Origin of the sequence: Pantoea sp. S18 (genome assembly GCF_045689705.1) — a bacterium.
Classification (GTDB): Bacteria; Pseudomonadota; Gammaproteobacteria; order Enterobacterales; family Enterobacteriaceae; genus Pantoea; species Pantoea symbiotica.
In genome coordinates this window covers 404,647-429,750 of sequence record NZ_CP142689.1, presented here as the reverse complement: position 1 = coordinate 429,750, position 25,104 = coordinate 404,647, and the positions used below count along the sequence as shown (strand labels likewise).

Below are 25,104 nucleotides of genomic sequence, written 5' to 3'. Positions count from 1 at the left end.
ACTCAGTTACGCAAATGCGAACGTCGCACACGCATTTCACCCTGCCGCCAACGCTCATTCGCACTCTCGCGGCCATCAATCAAGCGGTTCAACGCTTCGGCAATCAGCAAATCAATACGCTGACTAAAGGTGGTGAGTTGGCAGCCTGGCGCGCTGGCTTCTTCGATATCATCAAATCCCACCACCGCAATCTTGGGCATATTCGGTGCGGCGCGCATTGCTTCCAACGCGCCTAACGCCAGCACATCGTTTTCACAAAACAGCGCATCAATCGCAGGCGCTTCCGGCCGTTGCAGATAATCGCTCATCGCTTGCCAGCTGCGCGCGCGATCGTAACTGCCCGCTTTGAGCAGTACATCAATCTGGAATCCCGCTTGTTGAAGCGTCGCTTCAAATCCCTCTTTGCGCAGCAGATGAGAAGTCGGTGTATCCGGGCCTTGCATAAAGCCAAAACGCTGCGCGCCCTGCGCCAGCAAAAGTTCGGCGATCTGTTTACCGGCGGCATAACCATCAATCGCCACCACATCAATACCCTGCGCATGCGTATTGCGACACAGCTGCACCAGCGGAATGTTGTACATATCCTCAACCAGATTAATCAGCTGCGCCGATAGCACCGTGCCGAGAAACAGAACGCCATCGATCTGCAATTGATCCGCCTGCGTCATCACCGATCGATACGGTTCGCCATCGGTGATGTTGAGGATCAGCGCCATGTAACCACGGCGTTGCAGTTGCTGCGTGGCTTCATTGAGAATCATTAGCGTGTGTGGATTCTTCAGTTCATCGATCACCACGCCAATGATATGCGTCTTCTTCTTCACCAGGCTGCGCGCCAGCAAATTGGGGCGATATCCCAGCTCTTTAGCGATGCGCATCACCTTCTCGCGCGCCTTTTCGGAGATTGAAGCACCAGGCATAAACGCACGCGATACCGTCCATTTCGATACGCCCGCGAGAATGGCCACATCGCTGGCCGTGGCCTTTTTCACTGTTCTGGTCATCGGCTTCCTTCCGTAATTTACCTGGCAAAAAGTGAGCATAGAGCGATTCCCCACGTTAGCAAGAGGCGACTTTCGCAAACTTTGCACCCGGTTGCATTTTTGTTATGCACTCGGGTGCAAATCGTGATGATTTTGTGATCGTGGTGATGAAATCGATTTTTGCTGCGTTGACTATTTTTCAAGCGTACCAGAGAGTGAAGACAGCACATCGCGTTGTCCGTCTGAACATGATGTCAATCAGCGGCAGCAATCCCGTTGATTTTGCACCCGGATGCAAAATAATAGAAACCTCCCCTACAGAGATAAAAAAATGAAATTATTCAAGGTAGTAATGCTTATCTGCGGTTTGCTTAGTGTGTTCACTGCCCAGGCGAAAACCTATATGGTTGGCGTCGCTCTGGCTAATCTCGATCTCAATTTCGTTTCCATCCTGCGTAGTCAGATGGAAAAGCAGCTCAAAGACAAAGGGCTTAATAGCCAGTTTGCCGATGCCAAAGGTGATGTGTCCCTGCAAATTCAGCAGGTGGATGATTTCATCAATCAGGGGGCGGATGCCATCATCATCAACCCAGTGGATACGCAAGGCGTGATGCCAGTAATCGCTGCTGCGCAGAAAGCCAATATCCCGCTGATCTTCGTGAACCGTAAACCCGAAGTAAAACTAACGGGCAAAATGGCCTACGTCGGTTCCGACTCGGCGTTAAGCGGCAAGATGGAGATCGAAGCGTTAGCCAAGCGGATGGATAACAAAGGCAATATCGCGATTTTGATGGGCGCCCTTTCCACTGAAGAAGCGCGTCAGCGCACCAAAGCGGTTGAGGACTATGTGAAGGATCATCCCGGCTTGAAAGTGATCCAGAAACAGAGCGCCAACTGGCAGCGCAATGAAGCGGTCGATAAAACCTTGTCATGGTTACAGGATGGTAATGACATCAATGCCATCATCGCCAATAACGATGAAATGGCGATCGGGGCAATTATGGCGCTCGATCAGCTAAAGAAAAGCAATGTGTTAGTCGCCGGTATTGATGGCACGCCGGATGGTTTGCAGTTTATAAAGAACGGCAAAATGGCGGTGACTATTTTCCAGGATGCGAAAGGTCAGGCAACCGGTGCAGTCGATGTGGCTTACGACATGCTGAGCGGTAAAAAGACCGAAGCCTATAACTGGGTGCCATATCAAACGGTGACCAAAGAGAATTACCAGGAATTCACCAGTAAGAATCAGAAGTAACACCGCTTCGTAGGGTCGCCATTCATGGCGACCTTCTTCTGACCAATGCCTTTAAAGCAACGCAAAGCGCGAATTTTGTTGCTTCCATTGCACTGCCAACCCGCTATGTTGGAGTAAAAAATGGAGGTAAACATGCTCAAGCCGTCTTCGCCCTGGTGGTGGGATCTCTCAACCCGGGAATTCAGTGAATTGGATATGGCGAACATCGTCGCCGTGCTACCGATTGGCGCAGTAGAACAACATGGCCCACATCTGCCGGTGCGTGTGGATGCCGCCATCAACGCCGGGATTATTCTACGAGCGGTGGAATTATTGCCCGACGATCTCCCGCTGCTGGTAATGCCCGCGCTGCCGATTGGTAAATCGGATGAACATCTCGCCTATCCCGGCACCCTTTCACTGCCGTATGACGTGTTAGGCAAAGTGTGGTTCGAGGTGGCGAAAAGCGCCTGGCGCGCCGGAATTCGCAAACTGATTCTCTGGAACTCGCACGGCGGACAGCCGCAGCTGATGGAAATCGTTTGTCGTCAACTGCGCATCGAACTGGGCATGTTTGCCGTCAGCGCCAGCTGGTTCCGCACCATTGATGCGTCAGACCTTTACAGCGCGCATGAACTCAATCACGGAATTCACGGTGGTGAATCGGAAACCAGCATGATGCTGCATTTGCATCCTGAATTGGTCCAGATGCAGCACGCCGCTGATTTCGTTTCCACTTCGGTGGCACTCGAAGCAACCGGCGGGATTTTGACGCCGGAAGGCGGCATTGGTTTTGGCTGGATGGCGCAGGATCTGCACCTTTCGGGCACCACCGGCAATGCCGCAGCAGCTGATGCTGAACGCGGTGCAATTGCCACCCAACGTGCCGCTCAGGCGCTACTGAAGCTGGCGCGTGAAGTGCATAACTTCGACATTAATTTCCTCACAGAACGCACCGCATTTTCGTAGGGTCGCCATTTATGGCGACCAGGTGCGCATTTATGGCGACCAGGTGCGCATTAATGCGCACCCTACAAAAAACGCGCTAGTCCTTAGTAGGGTCGCCATTTATGGTGACCAGGAGCGCGTTAATGCGCTCCCTACAAAACCCACAACGTTGCCATTTATGGCGACCAGGCAATTAACGCAATTCCGACATCATCCCTTTAATGGTTTCGGCGAACACGCTACCAATCGCGCTGGTGCCGCGATCGTGGCCGATCAACATCAGCGTTTGCGTGTGCTGCGCCAGTTCGCGCACCGGAATATAGATTAACCGCCCGCTGCGCTGGTCGGACTCAATATCAATCGGCGTGAGAAACGTCAGGGTTTGATCCATCATCGCCGACTGGCGCATCACCTCGATCGAGTTGGTTTCAATCACCGGCTGCAGATTGATCGAGGCACGTGCGAACACTTCATTCAGGTAAGGCCGAATCACCATCGATTTGTCGGCAATCACCACCGGATACGGCAAGCAATCACTCAAGCGTAAGCTGGATTTCTCTGCCAGCGGATGCCCCGCTCCCACCACGGCACCCAATCGCACCGGCACGCTGGCAATGTTGCGATGCACTGGCTGCAGCTCGAAATCAAAACCAATCCCCAAATCGGCGTCGCCGCTTGCCACCGCGTTTGTGATGTTCTCGCCGGTGGTGAGCTGTTGCAGCAGTAATTTCACGCGCGGATTGGCGCGGCGAAACTCCGAGGCCACGCGCGGAATCAGGTTCGCCGCTAATCCACTCATCATCGCCACCGTCACTTCACCGCGCCGCAGCCCTTTCAGCTCCTCGATTTTCATCTGCGCAATTTCAATCTCTTTAAAGCTCTGTCGCACATGATGAATCAGCGCTTCACCAGCGGCGGTAAGAATCATTTTGCGCGGCAAACGCTGAAACAGCGGCGTGCCCAGCTCTTCCTCCAGCGCAATCAGTTGGCGGTTAATCGCCGAAGCCGAGATGTGCAGCCGTTCCGCCGCTTTGCGAATCGAACCGCTGCGCGCCACCTGATCGATATACACAAACAAACGATGTTGCAGCATATTCCCCCTGCGTTGCCTTTAAAGCATCGGTAAGTGCTAAAAATGATGCTTTTAAGATAATGCTCTTCCGGTGATTAATACATCAAAACCACACCAGGAGAACACATGATGGCAGACGTATCCCGCAGAAAGTTTGCGAAGTTAGTGGCTGGCGCGCTGTTGTTACCCGCGCTGGCCCCGATGTTGTCGCGCAAAGCGATGGCGGCGAATAACACCATAAAAATCGCCCTGCTGTTGCCCGGCTCGGTTGCCGATGGCGGCTGGAGTTCACTGGCGTATGCCGGATTGCAGAGCCTGCAAAAAGCCGGTTTCACCGTGGCGCACAGCGAAAGCGTTTCGCAGGCGCAGATGGACCAAACCATTCGCGGCTACGCCGATGATGGTTACACGCTGATCATCGGCCACAGCTTTGAATACGGTTCGGCGTTTGCCGAAATCGCGCCGGAATATCCTGATACTTACTTCTTCGCCTCCACCTTCAAGCCAGGCGAGAAATCACCGGGCAACGTGGAATACGTCAACCTCGCCTATCTGCAAGGCGCGTATGCCGCCGGTGCGCTGGCGGCGCTGATCTCGGAAAAAGGCAAAGCGGTTGGCTTTGTCGGCGGCGGCGATAACCCCACACAGCAGGCGATGATGCGCGCCTTTATTCAGGCCGCTGAGAAAACGCGTCCGGGCATTAAAGGCATGGGTGTAGTCACCGGCGATTACGACAATGCCGCTAAAGGCCGTGAAGCCGCCACCACCATGATCGGTAACGGCGCGGATGTGATTTGGCATGCAGCTGACGTCACCGGTCTCGGCGCGATGCAAGGTGCGGCAGCGGCGAAAGTCAAAGCCATCGGCTGTTATGTCGATCAACGTGATGTGGCACCCGATTACGTCGCCTGCAGCTTCCGCCAGAACCTCGACTGGATGGTGGAACAGGTTGGTGAATCGGTAGCGAATAAAACCTTCAAAGGCGGCGACGAATGGCATCCCACCGTCGGCAAAGCCTGGTCGGTGGTCAATGGAAGCGAGCACTACAATGCCAAACTGGTCAGCGCCAGCGCGTGGGCGAGCTTCCAGCAGATCTGGCAGCAGCTTGACAGCGGCGCGCTGAAGCCAACGGTTTAATTATCATGACAGCAACGGCAAGCATCCGCGTCGCGCTAAACAATATCACCAAACGCTTTGCGCGCGTGGTGGCGAATGACGACGTCTCGCTCAACATCAAAGCCGGTGAAATCCACGCGCTGCTGGGTGAAAACGGCGCAGGCAAAAGCACGCTGATGCAAATCCTTTACGGCCTGTATCAGGCCGATGAAGGCAGCATTGTGGTGGATGGCAAAGCGCAGCGTTTTCGCGATCCCAGCGATGCCATCGCCTGCGGCATTGGCATGGTGCATCAGGAATTTATGCTGGTGCAGCCAATGAGCGTGGTGGAAAACGTGGTGCTGGGCCTGAAAGAGAGCGCCAGCGGCGTGCTCAATTTGCCCGCAGCGGCGGCGCGTTTGCAGGCGCTGTCGGATAAACATGGGTTAGCGATCGATCCCTGGGCGAAAGTGCAGCATCTGCCGATTGGCGTGCAGCAGCGCGTGGAGATCCTCAAGCTGCTTTATCGTGATGCGCAGGTGCTGATTCTCGACGAACCGACGGCGGTGCTGACGCCGCAGGAGAAAGCTGGCTTGTTCGCTACTTTGAAATCGCTGTGCGCGGAAGGCCGTTCGGTGGTGATCGTTACTCACAAACTGTATGAAATCATGGCGATTGCCCATCACGTTTCGGTGATGCGCGGCGGCAAAATGGTGGATTCGGTGGACATTAAAGACACCTCGGAACGCGATTTGGCGCGCCGTATGGTGGGGCGCGATGTGGTGCTGCGGGTGGAGAAAACGCCGTGTCAGCCGGGAAAAACCGTGTTGCAGGTGGATAGCATTGCGGTGCGTGATGCCAGCGGACAGCAAAAAATCTGGCGCGTTTCGCTCAACGTTGCCGCCGGAGAAATCCTTGGCATTGCCGGTGTCGAAGGTAACGGCCAATCGGAGCTGGCGGAAGCGTTGCTCAACCTGCGCGAACTTGAAGCCGGTCGCATTCTGCTGAATGGCGAAGATATCAGCGACGATTCCCCCGCTACGCGCCGCCATAAAGGCATCAGTTTTATCCCGGCAGATCGGCGTGGCGTCGGTTCGGTGACCGATTTATCGATTACCGATAACGCCATGCTCGGCCGCCAGCGCACCTTTACCCGCGCGGGCGGCTGGCTGCTGGATCGTCAGCGCATCAGCCAGCATGCGCGCGACATCATCGCCCGCTTTGCGGTACGCACGCCGGATGCTGATTTTGAAGCCGGAAAACTCTCCGGCGGTAATCTGCAGAAGCTGATTCTGGGCCGCGAAGTCGCCAGCAATCCCTGCTTACTGGTGGTTGAACAACCAACGCGCGGGCTGGATGTCGGCGCGATTGAGAGCGTGTGGCAAGGTTTGATGGCGGCACGCGATCGCGGCTGCGCCATTCTGATGATCTCCGCCGAGCTGGAGGAAATTATCAATCTCTCCGATCGCATCGCGGTGATGTACAGCGGCCAGATCGCCGGTGAATTGGATGCTGGCGACGCCACGCCAGAACGCCTCGGCGAACTGATGGCAGGTGCGCACCTGAAAAAAACCGGAGGCAATCATGAAGAAGCTGCTTGAGCGACGTCTGGCGCCAGCCGAATCAACTGGCGCGCTGATGCTGACCAGTTTCTGCGGCATTCTGGCCGCTTTCATCATTGCCGGTTTGTTGTTTATCCCGTTTGGCGGCAATCCGCTCTCCGCTTATGGCTTCCTGTTTGACGCTGCGTTTGGCTCGCTACGCAGCTTCGGTCTCAGTCTGGTGCAAGCCACGCCGCTGATGCTGATTGCGCTGGCAACCATCGTGGTGTGGCGCGCCGGGCTAGGTTATATCGGCTTTGAAGGTTGTTTTTTGCTCGGAGCAGCGGCAGCCAGCTGGATCGCCCTTTCCGGCACGCCGCAGGGTTTTCCGTGGACGATTCCCGCGCTGCTCTATTGGCCGATGGTGCTGATTACCGCCTTCCTGGCGGGCGCGATTTGGGCCGGTTGGGTTGGCGCGTTACGGGTGAAGTTTGGCGGCAACGACGTATTGATATCGCTGATGGCCAACTATGTTGCGCTGTTCATGGTGCAATATCTGGTCTCCGGTCCGATGCGTGCGCCGGGCGATCTGCCGCAGACGCCACGTTTGCCGGTGGATAGTTGGTTGCCGTTCGTGATGAACGGCATGCGCGCACATTGGGGCATCGCCATCGCGCTGGTTGCCACGCTGTTCGTCTTCTGGCTGATGCGCGCCACGCCCGCTGGTTTCGAAATCAAAATCGCCGGACTGAATCCGCGTGCGGCGCGCTACAGCGGCGTGGATGTCAATCGCCGTCAAATGGGTGCGGTTTTACTCGGCGGTGGATTGGCGGCGCTGGCAGGATTGTGCGCGGTATTGGGTGTGCAACATCGCCTGATGGAGGGGATTTCCGGCGGCGTCGGCTTTATCGGCGTGGTGGTGGCCTTACTGGCGCGCCTCAATCCGCTGCTGGTGATCCCGACCGCCATTCTCTACGGCGGGCTGGAAGTCGGCGGCAGCGCGATGCAGCGCCAAACCGGCTTGCCCACTTCAGTTGTGCTGATTCTGCAAAGTCTGGTGGTGTTACTGATTCTGGCGGGCGATCTGCTGCGCTACTACCGCATCAACCTGCCCGGCGGGCGTAAATCGCGCAGCCAACTGGCGGAGGAACAATCATGAATCTGTGGATGAATCTCGATACCGCCTTTTTCGTCAGCTGGCTGGTCGCCGCCGTGCGCCTTGCCGGTCCGGTATTACTGGCGGCGCTGGGCGAAATCTATGCCGAGCGTTCTGGCGTGCTGAATATCGGCATTGAAGGCACCATTCTGCTCGGCGCGCTCTCCAGCTACATGATGGCGGTGGAGAGCGGATCAACCGCGCTGGGCTTTATTGCCGGAGGCGTTGGCGGGTTGCTGGTTGGCTGCGTGCTGGCGGCGCTCTACCTTCGCGCCCATGCCAGCCAGATTGTGGTGGGCATCGTCTTCAATATTTTGGCTGCCGGATTAGCCACCTGGATATACGCGCTGGTAATGGGCAACGATTCCTCGCCCACCATCCCCATGCTCGAACCCTGGCATGTGCCGCTGCTCTCTTCGCTGCCGTTTATTGGCCCGATTCTGTTCCAGCAGCCGCTGCCGCTCTATCTCACTTTGTTGCTGGCGGTGCTGGCGCACTTTGGTCTGTTTCACACCCGCTTTGGCCTGTCGCTGCGCGCGGTGGGCGAAAACCCGCGCGCGGCGCATGCCGCCGGGCTCAACGTGTTAAAGATCCGTACGTGGGGCGTGCTGTTCTCCTGCGTCGGTGCCGGTTTGGCGGGTAGCTATCTGGTCACCGCGCAGATCGGCCTGTTCCGCGACAACATCGTCAGTGGACAAGGTTTTATCGCGCTGGCGATTGTCATCTTTGGTCGCTGGAGCCCGCTCAAAGCGCTAGTCGCTGCATTTATCTTTGGTGCCGCAGACGCCCTGCAACTGTCGCTGCAGCTGTTTGAAAACACGCTGCCGCCGCAGGTGCTGCTAGCGCTGCCTTACTTGCTCACCATTCTGGCGATGTCCGGCGTGGTGGGACGCACATTGCAACCTGGCGCGTTAACGCAGCCTTATCGAAAGGAATAACGTATGAAATCGTTTCGTTTCAACAATCTTGCGGATGTGAAGGCGTTCCGTATCAGTCCGGATAGCAGCAACTATTTCGCCATCTTGTTCGACAAGCCGTTAGACGGCATTGAGAACATTTTCGTGGTGGAGATCTTCAACGTCGGCGGCGCTACGCCACCGAATGAGCACGCCACCGCACACGAGTTCTTCTATGTATTGCACGGCGAAGGCGTGGCTCGCTGCAACGACGAAGAACTGGCGATTGGCAAAGGCGATTCGTTGCTGCTGCATCCAGGTAACGATCACGCGATTCGTAACACCGGCAACAGCAAACTCTACACGCTAACGGTGATGACGCCGAATGAAGGCTTCTCGGAACTGATTCGCAGCGGTGACCCTGTCACGCTGGATGAAGAAGATATCCGCGTATTAACGGGAGCCTGATATGCCGGAGAATGTTTTAGGTAGCAGTCGACATAATCAGTGGCGCGTTTCACCGAACGTAATTGATACACGACGTCCGGCACAGGCGTCGCGCACCGTGCAGCTCACCACGCGCGACCGCTCAGTGATTTTTGATCTGCAGCGTACGGCTATCGTGGTGATTGATATGCAAAACGACTTCTGTCATCCCGAAGGCTGGCTCGGACATATCGGCGTTGATGTCACACCCGCGCGTGCACCGATTGCGCCGTTACAAGCGTTGCTGCCGACATTACGCGCCGCTGAAGTGCCGGTGATTTGGCTCAACTGGGGCAACCGCGCCGATAAGCTCAATCTCAGTCCCGCCTTGTTGCACGTCTATAACCCTAACGGCGATGGCGTGGGATTAGGCGATCCGCTGCCGGTTTCCGGCGCGCCGGTATTGCAGGCCGGCAGCTGGGCGGCGGAGGTGGTGGACGAACTGACGCCTGATGCCGAAGACATTCGCGTCAACAAATACCGTATGTCCGGTTTTCAGGACAGCGAGCTCGATAGCATCCTGCGAAATCTCAACGTCACCACCCTGCTGTTTGCTGGCGTTAACGTCGATCAATGCGTGCTGTGTACGCTGCAAGACGCTAACTTCCGTGGTTACGACTGCCTGCTGCTGGAAGATTGCAGCGCCACCACCTCGCCCGATTATTGCCGCGATGCCACGCTGTATAACGTGCAGCAATGCTTTGGTTTTGTGGTCAATGCCGCCGAATTACAGCAGCAACTGGAGTGCCAATCATGAGTTACCTGCTGGCCGACGGCTGGATTATCACCATGAATCCGCAGCGCGAGATTCTGGAACAGGCCAGTTTGCTAATTGAAGATAAGATCATTCGCGCCATTGGCACCCGCGATGCGTTGCAGCAGCGCTATCCGGAAGCGGAAATCATTGACTGCCGCGAACGCATCATCATGCCGGGCATGGTGAACACCCATACGCATCTGTTCCAGACGCTGCTGAAAGGCCTTGGCGATGACATGGTGCTGAAAAAGTGGTTCACCTGCATGACCGGACCCAGCGCCGTGGCGTTGACCGAAGAAGATGTCTACGCCGCCGCGCTGCACGGCTGTATGGAATCATTGCGTTCGGGCGTCACCTCGCTGGTCGATTTTATGTATGCGCATCCACGACCAGGATTAACTGCCAAAGTGATCGAAGCCTTTGAAGTCAGCGGCATTCGCGGTCATGTATGTCGCGGCTTCCTCACCAGCGGCGCTGAGCACGGCATTCCTGCTGAACTGATTGAAACGCCGGAACAGGCGCTGGCCGATGCGCGTGAAGTGATTAATCGTTATCACAGAGTCGATGGCCGGGTAAAAGTCGGTCTGGCACCGAGCATGATTTGGGCGCTGGATGAGAAAGTGCTGCGCGGCACACGCCATCTGGCGAATGAAACCGGCGTGTTGATCACCACGCACGTGGCGGAAACCGATTTTGAGATTGAGCAGGCGCAGCTGCGTTTTCAGGCCAGCGATACCGAATTCCTCAGCGATATAGGCTTCCTCGGCCCGGATGTGCTGGCGGTACATTGCGTGCAGTGCAACTCGCGGGACATCCGCGCGCTCAAACATCACGACACACGCGTGTCGCACAATCCCTGCAGCAATCTCTATCTCGCCTCCGGCGTGCCGCCGATTCCGGAGATGCTGGCCGCCGGCTTAACCGTGGGTTTAGGCTCAGATGGCCCAGCCAGCAGCAACAATCACAATCTTTTCCAGGCGATGAAAGTGGCGGCGCTGCTGCAAAAAGGCGTGCACCGCGATCCCACTATTATGACGGCGGAAAAAGTGCTGGAGATGGCCACCATCGACGGTGCGCGCGCCATTGGCCTCGACCATCTGGTGGGTTCGCTGGAAGTCGGCAAACGCGCCGATGTGGTAATTGTTGATACTTCGCATCCGGCGATGACGCCGATCCATCATCCGGTTTCATCGCTGGTCTACTCGGCGCTCGGCCATGAAGTCAGCGATGTGTTTGTCGATGGCGTTTATCTGCTGCGCGCCGGCGAGTTTACCCAGCTCAATCAAAAAGAGGTGATGGCACGTTCGCAACGTGCAGCGCATTCGCTGGCGGTACGCACCGGCAATGATAAAACGCGCGGCTGGCGATCGGCGGTGTTTTGAGTTGAAGTGCTAATATTTTATCCTTTATGATACATAAATGATGATTTATTAGCATTTTCTCGCTTTTATTTTAATAACTAAAAATGGAATGCAGATCCATAAAGTGCTAATATTTTATCCATTAAGCCCCTAAAGAGATAAAATAGTGACACAATGGCACAGCGAACTTCTCTACTTCTTCCTCAAACAGGCGAAATCCTGGCCGCTTTTGGCGAGCGATTAAAACTCGCGCGTAAAAGAAGAAAACTTACGGCTAAACAGGTAGCTGAACGCGCAGGAATGACACCCATGACGTTGCGCTCGCTCGAAGCGGGAAGCGCTGGAGTCACAATCGGAGCCTATCTGGCTGTGATGCAGGTGTTAGGACTCGAACAGGATCTTAATCTGCTGGCAGCTGAGGATACGTTGGGTCGCCAACTGCAGGATGCACGTCTCACCTCGACGACTAAATTGTTAGCGGCTAAATCAGCGTATAAGGTTCATGAGGATGAGAACAGCCCACAAGTTGCAGAGGCTAATGAGCGCGGAATTGAGCAAAAAAATGCTCAGACTGTCACCTCTGCGGGTCTCGCCTCACTGTTGATTTCAGGGAAGAAAAAATAGGACACGACAATGACCATGATTAGCGTCTACGCCGACTGGAACGGACTCAAACAACCAAAACGTCTTGGGTTTCTGCATGTTCGCCGCAGCCGGGCGCGTGAAGCTTTTGAATTTCAGTATGATCCGCAAGCGCTAACCGATCCTGATTTGCTGTTGATCCAGTTGGATCCCGGCATCCACCTATTCGAAGGGCCACAATATCCCACCAACAATCGTGCTGGATTTGGTGTGTTTGGCGATTCCAGCCCTGACCGATGGGGACGCTTGTTGATGGAACGACGTCTGGAACGCGATATCCGTGGAGGATTATTGCCTGCCGGTACGCGCATGTTTGAATCCGATTTTTTGCTGGGCGTTCATGACCTGTACCGCGTTGGTGCTTTGCGTTACCGACTGGAGGATCAGGGGGAATTTCTCGATAACAGACTGGAAACAGCGGCTCCGCCATTTACCGAAATCGCCGCACTCGAACGTGCGAGCCGCGCCCTGGAAAGCGATCCGGATAATCGTGCGGTTCAGGGACATGAATGGCTGAGGATGTTGATCGCGCCTGGCGGTTCTCTGGGTGGCGCTCGACCCAAAGCAAGTGTGGTTGATGAGCAGGGTCAGCTATTTATAGCCAAATTTCCCAGCATCCGCGATGAATATGATGTGGGTGGATGGGAAATGGTGGTTAATGCTCTCGCCACGGCTTGTGAACTCAACGTAGCTGCTGCGATGGCGAAAAAATTTGCCAGCGATTATCACTGTTTCATGGTGCGCCGCTTCGATCGCACGCCCGAAGGCAAGCGTCTGCACTTTGCCTCGGCGATGACCATGACAGGCCACATTGATGGCGAAGATGCGTCCACCGGTGTGAGTTATCTCGAACTGGCAGAAGTATTGATTCGTCATGGTTCCCAAACCAATGCCGATTTACGTGAGCTGTGGTCGCGCATTGTTTTTAATATGCTGGTTTCTAACACCGATGATCATCTGCGCAATCATGGATTTATTCTGGTTCCTGGCAAAGGCTGGCGTTTATCTGCAGCCTACGATCTCAATCCAGTCCCCTACGCTGATGGTCTGAAGTTAAATGTCACAACAGCTGACAACGCACTTGATCTCGATTTGGCACGTGAAGTTGCGCCCTACTTCCGGCTGAATGTATCTGAAGCCGAAACCATTATTGCAAACTTCAGCAGTATCGTAGCGCAGTGGCGCGTTGTCGCCAGACATTTAGGTTTATCACTGCGTGAGCAGGAAAAAATGTCTGATGCATTTCGACTAGCGGCGGCACATTCCGCTTAACTTACTTTTTGCTACAACATTCAAACTCATAGCCCTCTGCAAAATGCGCTTTTGGCCCTAAGCTTAAAGCCATTCAGCCACTGATGATGAGGTTTCAATGAGTTTACTGTTTAGTGCGACGCAACTGGGTAAGTTAACGCTCGATAATCGCATCGTGATCGCGCCGATGTGCCAATACTCCGCTGAGAGTGGCAAAGCCAGCGCCTGGCACCGCATTCATCTCGGGCAACTGGCACTTTCCGGCGCCGGTTTGCTGATCATCGAGGCGACGGCCGTTGAAGCGGACGGACGTATTTCTCCCGGTGATTTAGGCTTGTGGGACGATGCAACGGAAGCGGCGCTGGCCAGCGTTCTGCACGATATCCGTCAATATTCTGACATTCCATTTGGTATTCAACTCGGTCACGCCGGACGTAAAGCGTCCTGCGCCGCACCGTGGCTCGGTGGTAATCAGCTGTCACTGGAACAAGGCGGCTGGCAAACCGTTGCGCCTTCCACGCAAGCCTTTAATTCTGAAGATCGCGCGCCGGTGGCGCTGACGAAACAGGACCTTGAGCGCCTGAAAAAAGCCTTTGTTGACAGCGCGCAGCGTGCCGCCAAACTCGGTATTCAGTTAATTGAACTACATGCCGCACACGGCTATTTGCTGCACCAGTTCCTGTCGCCGCTGAGTAACCAGCGTGAGGATGAATACGGCGGTTCGCTGGAGAATCGTCTGCGTTTACCGCTGGAAGTGTTCCATGCGGTGCGCCGCGCCCTGCCGGATTCGGTGGCGGTTGGCGTGCGCCTCTCGGCAACGGATTGGGTTGAAGGTGGCTGGGATGTTGAGCAGTCGATTGTCTTCAGCCAACAGCTCGAAGCGGCGGGCAGCGATTACGTGCACGTTTCCAGCGGCGGCCTGTCACCGCAGCAGAAAATTACCGTTGGTCCCGGCTATCAGCTGCCTTTTGCCCGCGACATCCGCAAACAGGTGAAGATTCCGGTGATTGGCGTTGGCTTGATTACGGAGCCGAAGCAGGCAGAACAAGCCTTGCAGGAAGGTGATGCTGATTTGATCGCGCTGGCGCGCGCGGTGCTTTACGACCCACGCTGGCCGTGGCATGCCGCCGCTGAATTGGGTGCGCAGGCCAAAGCACCACCGCAGTATCTGCGTTCCGAGCCTCACGGCCTGAAAGGCACACTGATTTCCAATAAAGAGTAATGGTTTTGACCCGGTGCGCATCAATGCGCACCGGTTGAACGTAGGGTCGCCATTTATGGCGACCAACATCACCCACCAAATTCCGGCAACACCCCAAACCAACTCAGCAGCCAGGCCAGTATATTCATCGCGCCAAACACAAACAGTAAACCCACCGCCACTGAACAGCGTTGCTGAGATTTACACGCCAGCATGGCCGGGATGATCACCGCCCATAAAGTCGCGAACAGTCCAGCAAAACCAATCGCCGCGACAAAACCATTCGGCCAGCAAATCGAGGCGAGTAACGGCGGCAGGAAAGTCAGGCTGGCGGTTTTCAGACGCGCGCCCGGTGAATTCCCTAATCCCAGACGATCGGCGATGAAATCAAACAGACCAGCGGTAACGCCGAGGAACGAAGCGATCACCGCGAAATGCGAGAAGATCGACATCATCAGCGCCAGCGCATTTACGTGCAGATGATCACGCAGCGCCGACATCAGTGCCGCGATATCACCGCCCTGCTTCACAATCTCGGGAAACGCGTCGCGCGGAAGATTGCCCATGGTGCTGGTCAACCAAAACAGATACAGCGCCAGCGACAGCAAGGTACCCAATACCAAAGCGCGCGTAATGTTCTGCTTATTACCTTCGTAATAACTCACCAGACCGGTGATGTTGCCGTGATAACCAAACGACGCGAGACAAAACGGCAGCACGCCGAGTGCATAAGGCCAGTACTGTTCGCCTGCAGCGGGCGCGCTCAGTAACGACGGCACGTTTACCTGCGTTAGTAAGCCGCCAAACAGCACGAACAGTAGCAGGATTTTCGCCAGCACGCAGAAGGTCATCAAACGGCTGACGCCAGTAGTGCCGAGCCACACCACCAAAGCAACGCACAGCGTCAGCAATATTTTGGCTTCTGCGGTAGAGATCGGTAATCCCAACTGACTGATGGAGTGCTGATACACCGGGCCGCTGGCCGAAATGTAGGCGTAAGTGAGAATGCCGAGGACAAATAAGATGCTAAGACCATTGAGCGCCGCCCAGCCCCTTCCGAGCAAATCTTTGGTTAAGGTGTCGTAACCCGCGCCAGGCGGATACTTGAGGCTGACGCGCATAAACAACAAGCCGGACAACAACATGCCGCCCCAGCTGATCAGCAGTAACACCATCGCCCAGCCAAACCACGCGCCTGCCATCACCACCGGCAGCGTAAACATCCCTGCGCCCACCACGGTGCCGCAAATAATCATCGCGCCCCACCATATGGAAGGCTGGCGGCGGGACAATGTCATCTCCGTCATCACTTATTCCCTACAAAACATCTTAAAGGCGGCGATGATACACGGGAAAACGCTGAGATGAGAGTTTAAGCTGGCAGAGACGTCTACAAAGACATTCATCAATTTTAACTTCGCGAAAACTTTTTTGCCTCCGCAATGCAAGACCTAGCCTGACGTTTTTCTTTCCGCCCTTCCTTACCCTTCGACGTAAGAATTTCCTGTCATTTTCTCTAACTTCTTACGGACTCTTCTGATGAAAAAAATAATACATACTCAACCCGCCTGGGCGCGCAGAGTCGTTTATCTGCAAGTCGCCGTACAGGCCGCGATGGCCCTTACACCTTTTTATGCCGTCACCGTTGGCGCAGCCACGGCATCAACCTCCGACGAACGCTTGCTTAACGGGTCTGCACAGCACGCCAGCGCGTTCGGGCAGGCCGTGCAGTCCGGCAGCCTGAGCGCTTATGCCTCGCAGCACGCCTCTGGCATGGCGTCGCAGGCCATGCAGCAATGGCTGAGCAATGTCGGCACCGCCCGCGTAGAACTCGGTGCTGATAACCGTTTTACGCCCCGCTCAGGCGCTGTCGATCTCCTGCTGCCACTGTATAAAAACCATGATCGCCTGCTGTTCACCCAGAGCGGCCTGCGTAACGTCGACGGCCAATTCACCGGCAACATTGGTTTCGGCCAGCGTCACTTCACCAGCGACTGGATGCTGGGCTATAACGCCTTCTATGACCAGAACATCAGCCGCGGCCACAAGCGTATCGGCAGCGGTATTGAGGCCTGGCGTGACTATCTCAAGCTCTCCGGCAACGGTTATTATCGCCTGAGCAATTGGCGCGACTCGCGCGACGTTGAGGATTACGATGCGCGTCCGGCAAATGGCTTTGACTTGCGCGCCGAAGCCTGGCTGCCTGCTTATGCCGCCATCGGCGGTCGCCTGATGTATGAAAAATATTACGGTAACGAGGTGGCGCTGTTCGGCACTGACAAGCGCCAGAAGAACCCTGGCGCCGTCACCGCCGGCCTAAGCTACACGCCGGTCCCGCTGATTTCCTTCACCGCCGATCACAAACGTGGCGGCAGCCAGAACGACACCCGCTTTGGCCTGCAAATGACCTATCAGCTGGGGCAGTCGCTGGCGAGCCACTTAGACGCCTCCGCCGTCAACCTGAAGCGTACCCTCGCGGGCAGCGGCATGGACCTGGTCGAGCGTAACAATAATATCGTGCTCGACTATCAAAAACGGCAGCTGATTGACCTCTCTCTGCCGAAGGAAATTATTGGCATAAGCGGCAAAACCGTGCCGGTCAACTACCAGCTAACCAGCAAGTACGGCCTGGCGAAAATCGTCTGGAACGATGCGGCAATCAGCGCAGCGGGCGGTAAGATGCAGGATCTTGGCGGCGGAAAATACCAGTTGGTACTGCCGGCTTACACCGCCGGTGCGATTAACAGTTGGCCGCTAAGCGGCGTGGCGTACGACGGTCGCAACAACCCCTCTAAAGTGGCTACCACCACCGTAACGGTCACCCGCCCTGCGGTCAGCGCTGAGAACAGCACCGTTACGGCCTCCCCCGAAATTCTCATCGCCGACGGCGCGGCCACCTCGGTTATCAGCATTACGCTCAACGATGAAACCGGCGCACCGGTTACCGGGCTCGCTGCGGACATCAGCGCGGCGCTGAAGGAAGAGCTGGCAAACGCGCCGGTTTCGAAAGTTAAAACCAAAACTGCCATAGCAAAACCTGCCTCGCTCGGCGAAGTTCAGGAGCAGGATAATGGGGTTTACACCTTAACGCTGACTGCCGGTACTCGTCCGATGCTGGCGGTAATATCACCAGCGCTGGGCGCGCTGGCGCTGTCAGCGGTGACCGTTAATCAAATCAGCGACGTTGCCTCGGCGATCATCAGGGACGGCGACCTGAAGCTGGTTGCCGACGGCGCAATGGCGAATGCCAGCGCAAGCAACAGCGTGCAGGCGCGCGTCACCGATGCGACCGGTAATCCCGTCGCGGGCGTGGCGGTCACCTTCACCCTGAGTGGTGCCGCGCAGGTGGCTGCGGGCAGTAGCCTGACTTCCGTGAGCGACGCTAACGGCAACGCCAGCGTGAATTTCATCAATATGGTGGCGGAAACCGTGACGATTACCGCCACCACCGCCACCGGCGGCAGCGCGAAAGTGAACGCAACCTTTATTGCTGACAGGAGCACGGCCGCACTGGCTGAGAGTGACCTGACGGTGGACCGCAGCAGCGCGGTAGCAAACGGCAGAGATAAAATCACTTACAGCGCGATGGTTAAGGACGCTAACGGCAACCCGTTACCCGACGTGCGCGTCAATTGGTCCGCAGATGGCGGAAGCCTGAACGGCGCATCCAGCGTGACTGGCTCAGACGGCAAAGCCACCATTACGCTGTCAAACACCGTGGCAGAGAACGTGCAGACCGCAGCGGCGCTGGAAGGCGGCACATCTGTTAACGCGCCACTGGTAGGGTTCACCGCCGATGCAGCGAGCGGCGGTATTGGTCAGAACGATCTGACGGTTAGCAAAAACAGCGCCGTCGCCGACGGCAGCGACGGCATCACCTACACCGTTCTCGTGAAGGACGCTAACGGTAATCCTCTGAAGGATCAGACGGTGAACTGGCAGACCACACTGGGCAACCTGAGCGCTGCCTCAAGCGTCACCGATGCGAGCGGCCAGGCCACTATCCATCTGACCTCATTGCAGGCGGCGCAGGCACAGGTCAGCGTCGGACTCACCGGCCAACCGGCGCTTAACGCCCCGCTAGTTAGCTTCACCGCCGACGCAGCGAGCGGCAGTATCAGCCAACATGAACTTACTGTTAATAAAATCAGCGCCACCGCTAACGGCAGCGACGGTATCACCTACAAAGCTATCGTGAAGGACGCCAACGGCAACCCGTTGACGGGCCAGACGGTGAACTGGCAGACCACCCTGGGCAACCTGAGCGCGGCCGCAAGCGTTACCGACGCTAACGGCCAGGCCACTATCATCCTCACCTCGCTGCAGGCAGCGCAGGCGCAGGTCAGCGCCAGCCTTACAGGCAAACCACCGGTTAACGCACCACTGGTTAGCTTTACCGCCGACGCAGCAAGTGGCGGCATCGGTCAGAATGATCTCACAGTCAACAAAAACAGCGCCATCGCTGACGGCAGCGACGGCATCACCTACAAAGCTATCGTGAAAGACGCCAACGGCAACCCGCTGACGGGCCAGACGGTGAACTGGCAGACCACCCTGGGCAACCTTAGCGCGGCCGCAAGCGTTACCGACGCTAACGGCCAGGCCACCATCATCCTCACCTCGCTGCAGGCTTCGCAGGCGCAGGTCAGCGCCAGACTTACCGGCAAACCGGCAGTTAACGCGCCGCAGGTCAGCTTCATCGCCGACGCGACAAGCGGCGCTATCGCGCAGAATGATCTGACAGTCAACAAAAACAGCGCCATCGCTGACGGCAGCGACGGCATCACCTACAAAGCTAACGTGAAAGACGCCAACGGCAACCCGCTGGCGGGACAGACGGTGAACTGGCAGACCACCCTGGGCGATCTGAGTGCGACCTCGAGCATTACCGACGCTAACGGCCAGGCCACCATCAACCTCACCTCGCTGCAGGCGGCACAGGCGCAGGTCAGCGCCAGCCTTACCGGCAAACCGGCAGTTAATGCGCCGCTGGTCAGCTTCATCGCCGACGCGACAAGCGGCGCTATCGGGCAGAGTGATTTGACGGCCAACAAAAACAGCGCTGTCGCTGACGGCAGCGACGGCATTACCTACACCGCTATCGTGAAAGACGCCAACGGCAACCCGCTGGCGGGCCAGACGGTGAACTGGCAGACCACCCTGGGCGACCTGAGTGCGGCTTCAAGCGTCACAGACGTTAACGGCCGAGCCATTGTCATTCTTACCTCGTTACAGGCTGAGCAGGCGCAGGTCAGCGCCGGCCTCACCGGCCAACCGGCGGTTAATGCCCCGCTCGTTAGCTTCATCGCAGATGCAGCAAGTGCACAGATTGGCAGTGGTGATTTGACGGTGGATAAAACAGTAATTGTCGGAAACAACGTAGACGCAGCAACCTTTACTGCCGTCGTAAAAGATGCAAAAGGAAACCCGGTAGCGAATCATTCCGTTAGCTGGGGCAGCGATCGCGGCAACCTCAACGCAGCCAGCACTAGCACCAACAATAAGGGGGAAACGACTGTTCGCCTAACCGGTACCCTGGCGGGCATCGCGCAGGTTACGGCATCGGTCAACGGCAACGCTGCGGTTAACGCGCCGCAGGTAACGGTTACCGCTGATAGCAGCAGTGCGCAGATCGGAAGCGGCGACCTGATCGCCGACAAAACCTCCGCGCTGGCCAATGGTACAGAAGCTGTGACTTATACAGCGACGGTTAAAGACGCCAGCGGCAACCTGGTATCCGGCCTGGCGATAAGTTGGGGTACAGATTTAGGTAACCTGGGAGCGCCAACCAGCACCACCGGCACGGACGGAAAAGCAACCATCACGTTAACGTCAACGCAGGCAGGTAACGCCATCGTTAACGCCAAGCCGGGCAGCGGCAGCGCAGCCTCAGCCTCGCCCGTCACCTTCATCGCCGACGGCAGCACAGCTAACATTGGCAGCGGTGATCTCAACGTCGACAAAACCACGGTTGTGGCCAACAACACCGATAAGGCGACCTATACCGCACTGGTGAAGGATGCAAACGGCAACCCGTTGGCAAATCACAGCGTAAGCTGGAGTACCTCAAAGGGCACGTTAAGCGGCGCAATGTCTGTGACAAATAGAGATGGTTACGCTGTAATTGAGCTGCGTAATACCAAAGCGGAGCTGGCGACGGTAACAGCCATGGTTCGCACCGTAACGAGAGATGCAGATGCGGTTACGTTTATTGCAGATGTGACAACGGCGAAAGTGGACGTCGTGGTTTCAGACAGAACAAAGATTACCGGCACGGGTACTGAAACAGCCACTCTGACCGCCACTGTCTCTGATGCCAATGATAATCTTCTGATTAATTACCCAGTGACGTGGACAACAACCAGAGGAAGCATAACGCCTTCATCAATGACCGGTGTAAATGGCCAGGCGATATCCGAGCAATCTGGCGTCTCTCTCACAGGCACGTCTAATGAAACCTTAACAATCACTGCCAGCACCGCTATAGCGGGTAACCAAAAAACAGTTGGGGTGGGCATACGTGCACTTTTGTCTACCAATGGAAAACTCTACTGGACCATGAAAAGTGATTATCCAACCAAAGATGAAGCTACGGCTGCTAAGTACTGCAATTTGCATGGTGGTGGACGCCTGCTTACAAGAGCAGATGTAGCTGATTTTGGTCCAACTGGCGGAGACTTTGCTTCAATGGCTGTCGCAGGTGAATTTGCCAACATAACTTATGGATTGGCTGGTGAATGGGACTACTCTGCCGATATTAGTTCCATCAATGGCTTCCATGGAATTTTTCTCGCCAAGCCAGAAACTTATGCATGTGTTAAATGAACTTAACTAGTGTCATTTCAAAATAATGAGTAATAAAAGGAGCCAATAAGGGCTCCTTTTTTTTGATCTCTATGTTTGCCTTAAATGATGGTTACGTTAACCCATCCCGTGTAACTCAGTTATAGAACGCCGGTCTCATTGGCATGGTGATCGGCACGATGTCACCGGAGTTTTGCGCCGCAACGCAGGCATCAGCCGCGACCTGCGCCGCGTAACCATCCCAAGCGGATGGGCCGGTCATCTCACCTGATAACACGCTGTTGATGAAATCCTGCAGCTCCACGTCATAGGCATCGATGAAACGCTTTTTCCAGTCGGTAAGGATACTGGTGGAAAGTTTGGCCGCGCTGCGCGTCTGCACCGACATCGGCTCAGGCAAACGTGCGATACCGCTTTCGCCCACCACTTCGCACTGGATATCGTAGCCGTAAGCGCAGTTTACGAAGATTTCCACGTCGATGCGCACGCCTTTGGCAGTTTCCAGCAGCACGATTTGCGGATCTTTCAGATGCGAGGCTGCTTTGCTCGTTGAACGCGGATAGATCACCTGCGCGCTGACGTAATCATCTTTCAGCAACCAGCGCAGCACATCGAGCTCATGAACCAGCGTGTCGGTGATAGCCATATTGGTGGTGTAAGAATCGCCGACTTCGGGATTGCGATGCGCGCAGTGCAGCATCAACGGTTCGCCGATCTCACCGTTCTCAATTACCGCTTTCAGCGCACGGTAACCGGCGTCGTAAGGACGCATAAAACCAACCTGCACCAGCTTCTTACCGGCGGCGATTTCCGCCTCAACGATGTTCATGCAACCCTGCGCGGTGACCGCCAGCGGTTTTTCACAGAACACCGCTTTGCCCGCTTTGATTGCCGCCAGCACGAATTCTTCATGAGTTGGGCCCCACGAGGTGACCAGAATCGCCTGTACTTCTGGCGCGTTGATCAGGTCATGCGCGTTGTCATAAATCTCCGCCTGAATCCCCAGATCTTTAACGATCTGTTCGCAGTTGCTGCGGTTAATGTCATTCAGCGCCACTACGCGCGAATGTTGCAGCACCTTGCTACAACGACGGATGTGTTCGCGACCGATCGCGCCCGTGCCGATTACACCAATATTGAGCGTCATAGCGTGTTCCTTAATTATTCAGATAAGCAATGCTGGATTGGATTTCCTGGGCAATCTGTTCTTCGCTCCAGCCATCCATTACGGAAGAAAACGGTTCAAAGGCGTAGATGCCGCGATAGCCCATCTCTTCCAGACGCTGCACTTGTTGTTTCGATTTCAGCAGATCGTCGGCGCTCAGCATGATGCGCTCTTCATCGGTTAAATGATGGGTTGGGCGCGCATCGGTGACGCCAGAAAGATGCACCAGCCCGATGTTATTGACGTCGACGCCGCCAGCAAAGTCTTGCTCAGCGCCTTCGTACAAGTGGTGGTGAAAAGTATCCAGTACGATTTTAAACGGCGCGCCCGCCTGCTTGATCAGCTGTTGTGCCAGAGCGGCAGAACGCAGCGAACTTTGCGGGAACCCAAGCGGCTCAACCAGACCAGTGATGCCATACTCGGCGAACAGCGGTGCCAGTGTTTTTAACGCATCGACGGTTTGCTGCTGAGAAATAACCGTGCCGTCATTCAGTGGGCAAAGCACTAACGCTTTAGCGCCGGTTTCACGCGCAGCATTTAATAAAGCGTGCGTCTTTTCCAGCACCTCATCGGTTAATTGGTTAAACGGATAAACCGCATTAATGGTTTCGATTGTGAACGCATGTTGCTTAGCCAGCTCACGCACTTTTTCACCGGATAAATTATCAGTCACGCTGCCACTTTTCATATCATTGCGGATTTCGACTTTATTTAACCCTAACTTTTCAACCAGAGAGAAAAAACGCTCGAGGCTAAGGTTGGGCGCAATTTTACGATTAATGCAGAGTCGGTCATGGCTTATTTTGTAGGTCATGGTGTGTTCTATCCTGAAAGAGTAATATTATTTACTTTCTGTTTTGTTGTGACGCGTCGATATCTTGCGATAGTAAGCGATGTCGTTTTGCTGCTCTGCCAGAACTTTGATTGATTTACATCAACGCAACATCATTTATACAACTCATGGAAGTAGTGCTCGACCTGCTCCAGGCTGCGCCCTTTGGTTTCCGGGATGGTGCGCAACACGAACATCGATCCACCAATACCAATCACCGCAAAGGTTAAGAAGGCTCCGGCCAGGCCAAACGCCGCCAGCAGTAGCGGGAACGCCATCGAAATGGCGAAGTTCGCCATCCACAGCGCAAAAACCGCGCCACCCATACAAATGCCGCGCATACGCGCCGGGAAGATCTCAGAAAGCAACAGCCAGGTAACCGGCGACAGCGCGCCTTGCTGGAAGCACAGGAACATCAACATGCCCGCCAGCACCAGATAGGCGCGCAGCAGATTGACGTCGCCTGCCGAATGATATTCCGGCATAAAGAAGCACACCGCCGCGATAAAGAACAGGCACGCGGTGCAACCCATCTGTCCAACCAACACCAGCGGACGACGGCCAATTTTGCCGATCATCCAGATCCCGACCAGCGTCATCAGCACCGAAATCACGCCGTTAGCGATGGTGGCGAACAGCGCGGCATCGTTGCTCAAGCCGGTTGCTGTCAGCATGGTCGGCGCGTAATACATGATGGTGTTGACGCCGGTCAGCTGCTGAATCGCCGCAATACCGATGCCGAGCAGGAACACTTTGCGCAGCCACGGCGTACGCAGATCGCGCAGGCGGCCTTTGCCCTGTTGCCGGTTCTCTTCGATGGTTTCTTCAATCTCTTCTAGCTCCCAATCGACGTCATCCGCCGCGCGGGTTTTCTCGAGCACTTTGCGCGCTTCGTTGTTGTTACCGCGCATCACGTGCCAGCGCGGGCTTTCTGGCATGAAAATCATGCCGAACCAAAGCAAAACGGCGGGTACAGTCGAGATGGCGATCATCCAGCGCCAGGTGTGCTCCCCACCCCAGATTTCGTTGAAAGTGGCGTTGGACACGTACGCCAGCAGTTGGCCCGAAACAATCATCAGCTCCTGCAAAGTCACCAACTGGCCGCGGTTATTGGCTGGTGCGATTTCCGCGATATACACCGGCACCGTGGCCGCCGCGCCACCGACGGCGATGCCCAGGAACAGACGTGAAGCGATCATTGAGATGACATCCGGCGCGAAAGCCGAACCAATAGCGCCAAGGGCAAAAATAAAGGCGAGGGAAATGATGATTTTGCGGCGTCCCAGCGCGTCCGCAAAATGACCGGCAAGCAGCGCGCCAAAAGCGGCGCCAAACAGCAGTGAACTGGTGACTAATCCGGTGGTGAATGGCGTGAGTTGCAAATCGTCACGCATAAATAGCAAAGCGCCCGATACCACGCCAGTATCATAGCCAAACAGTAATCCACCCAGCGTGGCGACCAGCGCGATTATTTTAACAAAGGGCTCGGTGCGTGTGGTGCTATTCGGACCGGAAGCCGTGTTGGTGGATATATAAAGTTCTCTTTCCATAATACCTCCTGGTAAAAAATACATAAGGAAATACGGCAGAACAAAACAGAGCGTTCACGCTAACGGCATTTTTATTTCATGTTAATTTTTATTTGGAATTTGTTTTCCGAAATGTGAGTTCAAGCATTTT

At 55.6% G+C, this 25,104-nt stretch carries 19 protein-coding genes; 13 read left to right on the top strand and 6 right to left on the bottom strand.

All coding sequences use genetic code 11. The features are described from left to right. Positions 1-2: 2 nt before the first annotated feature. Entirely contained in the window at positions 3-1,004 is a 1,002-nt protein-coding gene (locus tag VIJ98_RS21815) for a LacI family DNA-binding transcriptional regulator (protein ID WP_258145845.1), read from the bottom strand. Between the two features lie 310 nt (positions 1,005-1,314). Between VIJ98_RS21815 and VIJ98_RS21810 the strand changes: the two genes are divergently transcribed. Beyond that, positions 1,315-2,238, top strand: coding sequence for a substrate-binding domain-containing protein (locus VIJ98_RS21810; RefSeq protein WP_258145844.1), 924 nt, complete (start codon positions 1,315-1,317; stop codon positions 2,236-2,238). A 132-nt stretch (positions 2,239-2,370) separates the two neighbouring features. Continuing rightward, the gene (locus VIJ98_RS21805; RefSeq protein ID WP_323271459.1) at positions 2,371-3,186 is read left to right on the top strand and encodes a creatininase family protein; all 816 of its coding nucleotides are present in this window, start codon (positions 2,371-2,373) and stop codon (positions 3,184-3,186) included. Positions 3,187-3,358: 172 nt separating this feature from the next. On the opposite strand, the gene VIJ98_RS21800 is transcribed toward VIJ98_RS21805, so the two are convergent. Beyond that, complete coding sequence (locus VIJ98_RS21800; RefSeq protein ID WP_008106231.1) at positions 3,359-4,258, bottom strand: LysR family transcriptional regulator; 900 nt, start codon at positions 4,256-4,258, stop codon at positions 3,359-3,361. Positions 4,259-4,363: 105 nt separating this feature from the next. On the opposite strand from VIJ98_RS21800, the gene VIJ98_RS21795 reads away from it, so the two are divergent. From VIJ98_RS21795 to VIJ98_RS21750, 10 genes are all read left to right on the top strand, one after another. Beyond that, the gene (locus VIJ98_RS21795) at positions 4,364-5,374 is read left to right on the top strand and encodes a BMP family protein (protein ID WP_154157127.1); all 1,011 of its coding nucleotides are present in this window, start codon (positions 4,364-4,366) and stop codon (positions 5,372-5,374) included. A gap of 5 nt (positions 5,375-5,379) precedes the next feature. Then, positions 5,380-6,933: an ABC transporter ATP-binding protein gene (locus tag VIJ98_RS21790; RefSeq protein ID WP_323271458.1), complete on the top strand. Its 1,554-nt coding sequence runs from the start codon at positions 5,380-5,382 to the stop codon at positions 6,931-6,933. Then, positions 6,917-8,032, top strand: coding sequence for an ABC transporter permease (locus VIJ98_RS21785; protein ID WP_323271457.1), 1,116 nt, complete (start codon positions 6,917-6,919; stop codon positions 8,030-8,032). Before VIJ98_RS21790 ends, VIJ98_RS21785 begins: the two co-directional genes overlap by 17 nt. Next, entirely contained in the window at positions 8,029-8,967 is a 939-nt protein-coding gene (locus VIJ98_RS21780) for an ABC transporter permease (RefSeq protein ID WP_323271456.1), read from the top strand. The genes VIJ98_RS21785 and VIJ98_RS21780 overlap by 4 nt, the downstream gene beginning before the upstream one ends. Positions 8,968-8,970: 3 nt before the next feature. Further along, positions 8,971-9,393: a cupin domain-containing protein gene (locus VIJ98_RS21775; RefSeq protein WP_154157131.1), complete on the top strand. Its 423-nt coding sequence runs from the start codon at positions 8,971-8,973 to the stop codon at positions 9,391-9,393. Between the two features lies 1 nt (position 9,394). Further along, positions 9,395-10,168, top strand: a complete 774-nt coding sequence (locus VIJ98_RS21770; RefSeq protein WP_154157132.1) for a cysteine hydrolase family protein — start codon at positions 9,395-9,397, stop codon at positions 10,166-10,168. Then, complete coding sequence (locus VIJ98_RS21765; RefSeq protein WP_323271455.1) at positions 10,165-11,550, top strand: amidohydrolase; 1,386 nt, start codon at positions 10,165-10,167, stop codon at positions 11,548-11,550. The genes VIJ98_RS21770 and VIJ98_RS21765 overlap by 4 nt, the downstream gene beginning before the upstream one ends. A 153-nt stretch (positions 11,551-11,703) precedes the next feature. Continuing rightward, positions 11,704-12,153 (top strand): helix-turn-helix domain-containing protein, encoded by a 450-nt coding sequence (locus VIJ98_RS21760; RefSeq protein ID WP_036648844.1) that lies wholly within the window; start codon positions 11,704-11,706, stop codon positions 12,151-12,153. 9 nt (positions 12,154-12,162) lie between these two features. Continuing rightward, the gene (locus tag VIJ98_RS21755; RefSeq protein WP_323271454.1) at positions 12,163-13,443 is read left to right on the top strand and encodes a HipA domain-containing protein; all 1,281 of its coding nucleotides are present in this window, start codon (positions 12,163-12,165) and stop codon (positions 13,441-13,443) included. 97 nt (positions 13,444-13,540) lie between these two features. Continuing rightward, positions 13,541-14,644 carry an NADH:flavin oxidoreductase/NADH oxidase gene (locus VIJ98_RS21750; protein WP_323271453.1) on the top strand — a complete coding sequence of 368 codons (1,104 nt, stop codon included), beginning with the start codon at positions 13,541-13,543 and terminating at the stop codon, positions 14,642-14,644. Between the two features lie 68 nt (positions 14,645-14,712). On the opposite strand, the gene VIJ98_RS21745 is transcribed toward VIJ98_RS21750, so the two are convergent. Next, positions 14,713-15,930 carry an aromatic amino acid transporter gene (locus VIJ98_RS21745; protein ID WP_323271452.1) on the bottom strand — a complete coding sequence of 406 codons (1,218 nt, stop codon included), beginning with the start codon at positions 15,928-15,930 and terminating at the stop codon, positions 14,713-14,715. A gap of 232 nt (positions 15,931-16,162) precedes the next feature. Between VIJ98_RS21745 and VIJ98_RS21740 the strand changes: the two genes are divergently transcribed. Next, positions 16,163-21,448 (top strand): Ig-like domain-containing protein, encoded by a 5,286-nt coding sequence (locus VIJ98_RS21740; protein WP_323271451.1) that lies wholly within the window; start codon positions 16,163-16,165, stop codon positions 21,446-21,448. A gap of 115 nt (positions 21,449-21,563) precedes the next feature. Here the strand turns inward: VIJ98_RS21740 and VIJ98_RS21735 are convergent, their stop codons facing one another. The 3 genes from VIJ98_RS21735 to VIJ98_RS21725 form a co-directional block, all read right to left on the bottom strand. Next, the gene (locus VIJ98_RS21735; RefSeq protein ID WP_323271450.1) at positions 21,564-22,574 is read right to left on the bottom strand and encodes a Gfo/Idh/MocA family oxidoreductase; all 1,011 of its coding nucleotides are present in this window, start codon (positions 22,572-22,574) and stop codon (positions 21,564-21,566) included. Between the two features lie 10 nt (positions 22,575-22,584). Next, the gene (locus VIJ98_RS21730) at positions 22,585-23,406 is read right to left on the bottom strand and encodes a TIM barrel protein (protein WP_323271449.1); all 822 of its coding nucleotides are present in this window, start codon (positions 23,404-23,406) and stop codon (positions 22,585-22,587) included. A 131-nt stretch (positions 23,407-23,537) separates the two neighbouring features. Further along, entirely contained in the window at positions 23,538-24,974 is a 1,437-nt protein-coding gene (locus tag VIJ98_RS21725) for a sugar porter family MFS transporter (protein ID WP_323271448.1), read from the bottom strand. Between the last annotated feature and the right edge of the window lie 130 nt (positions 24,975-25,104).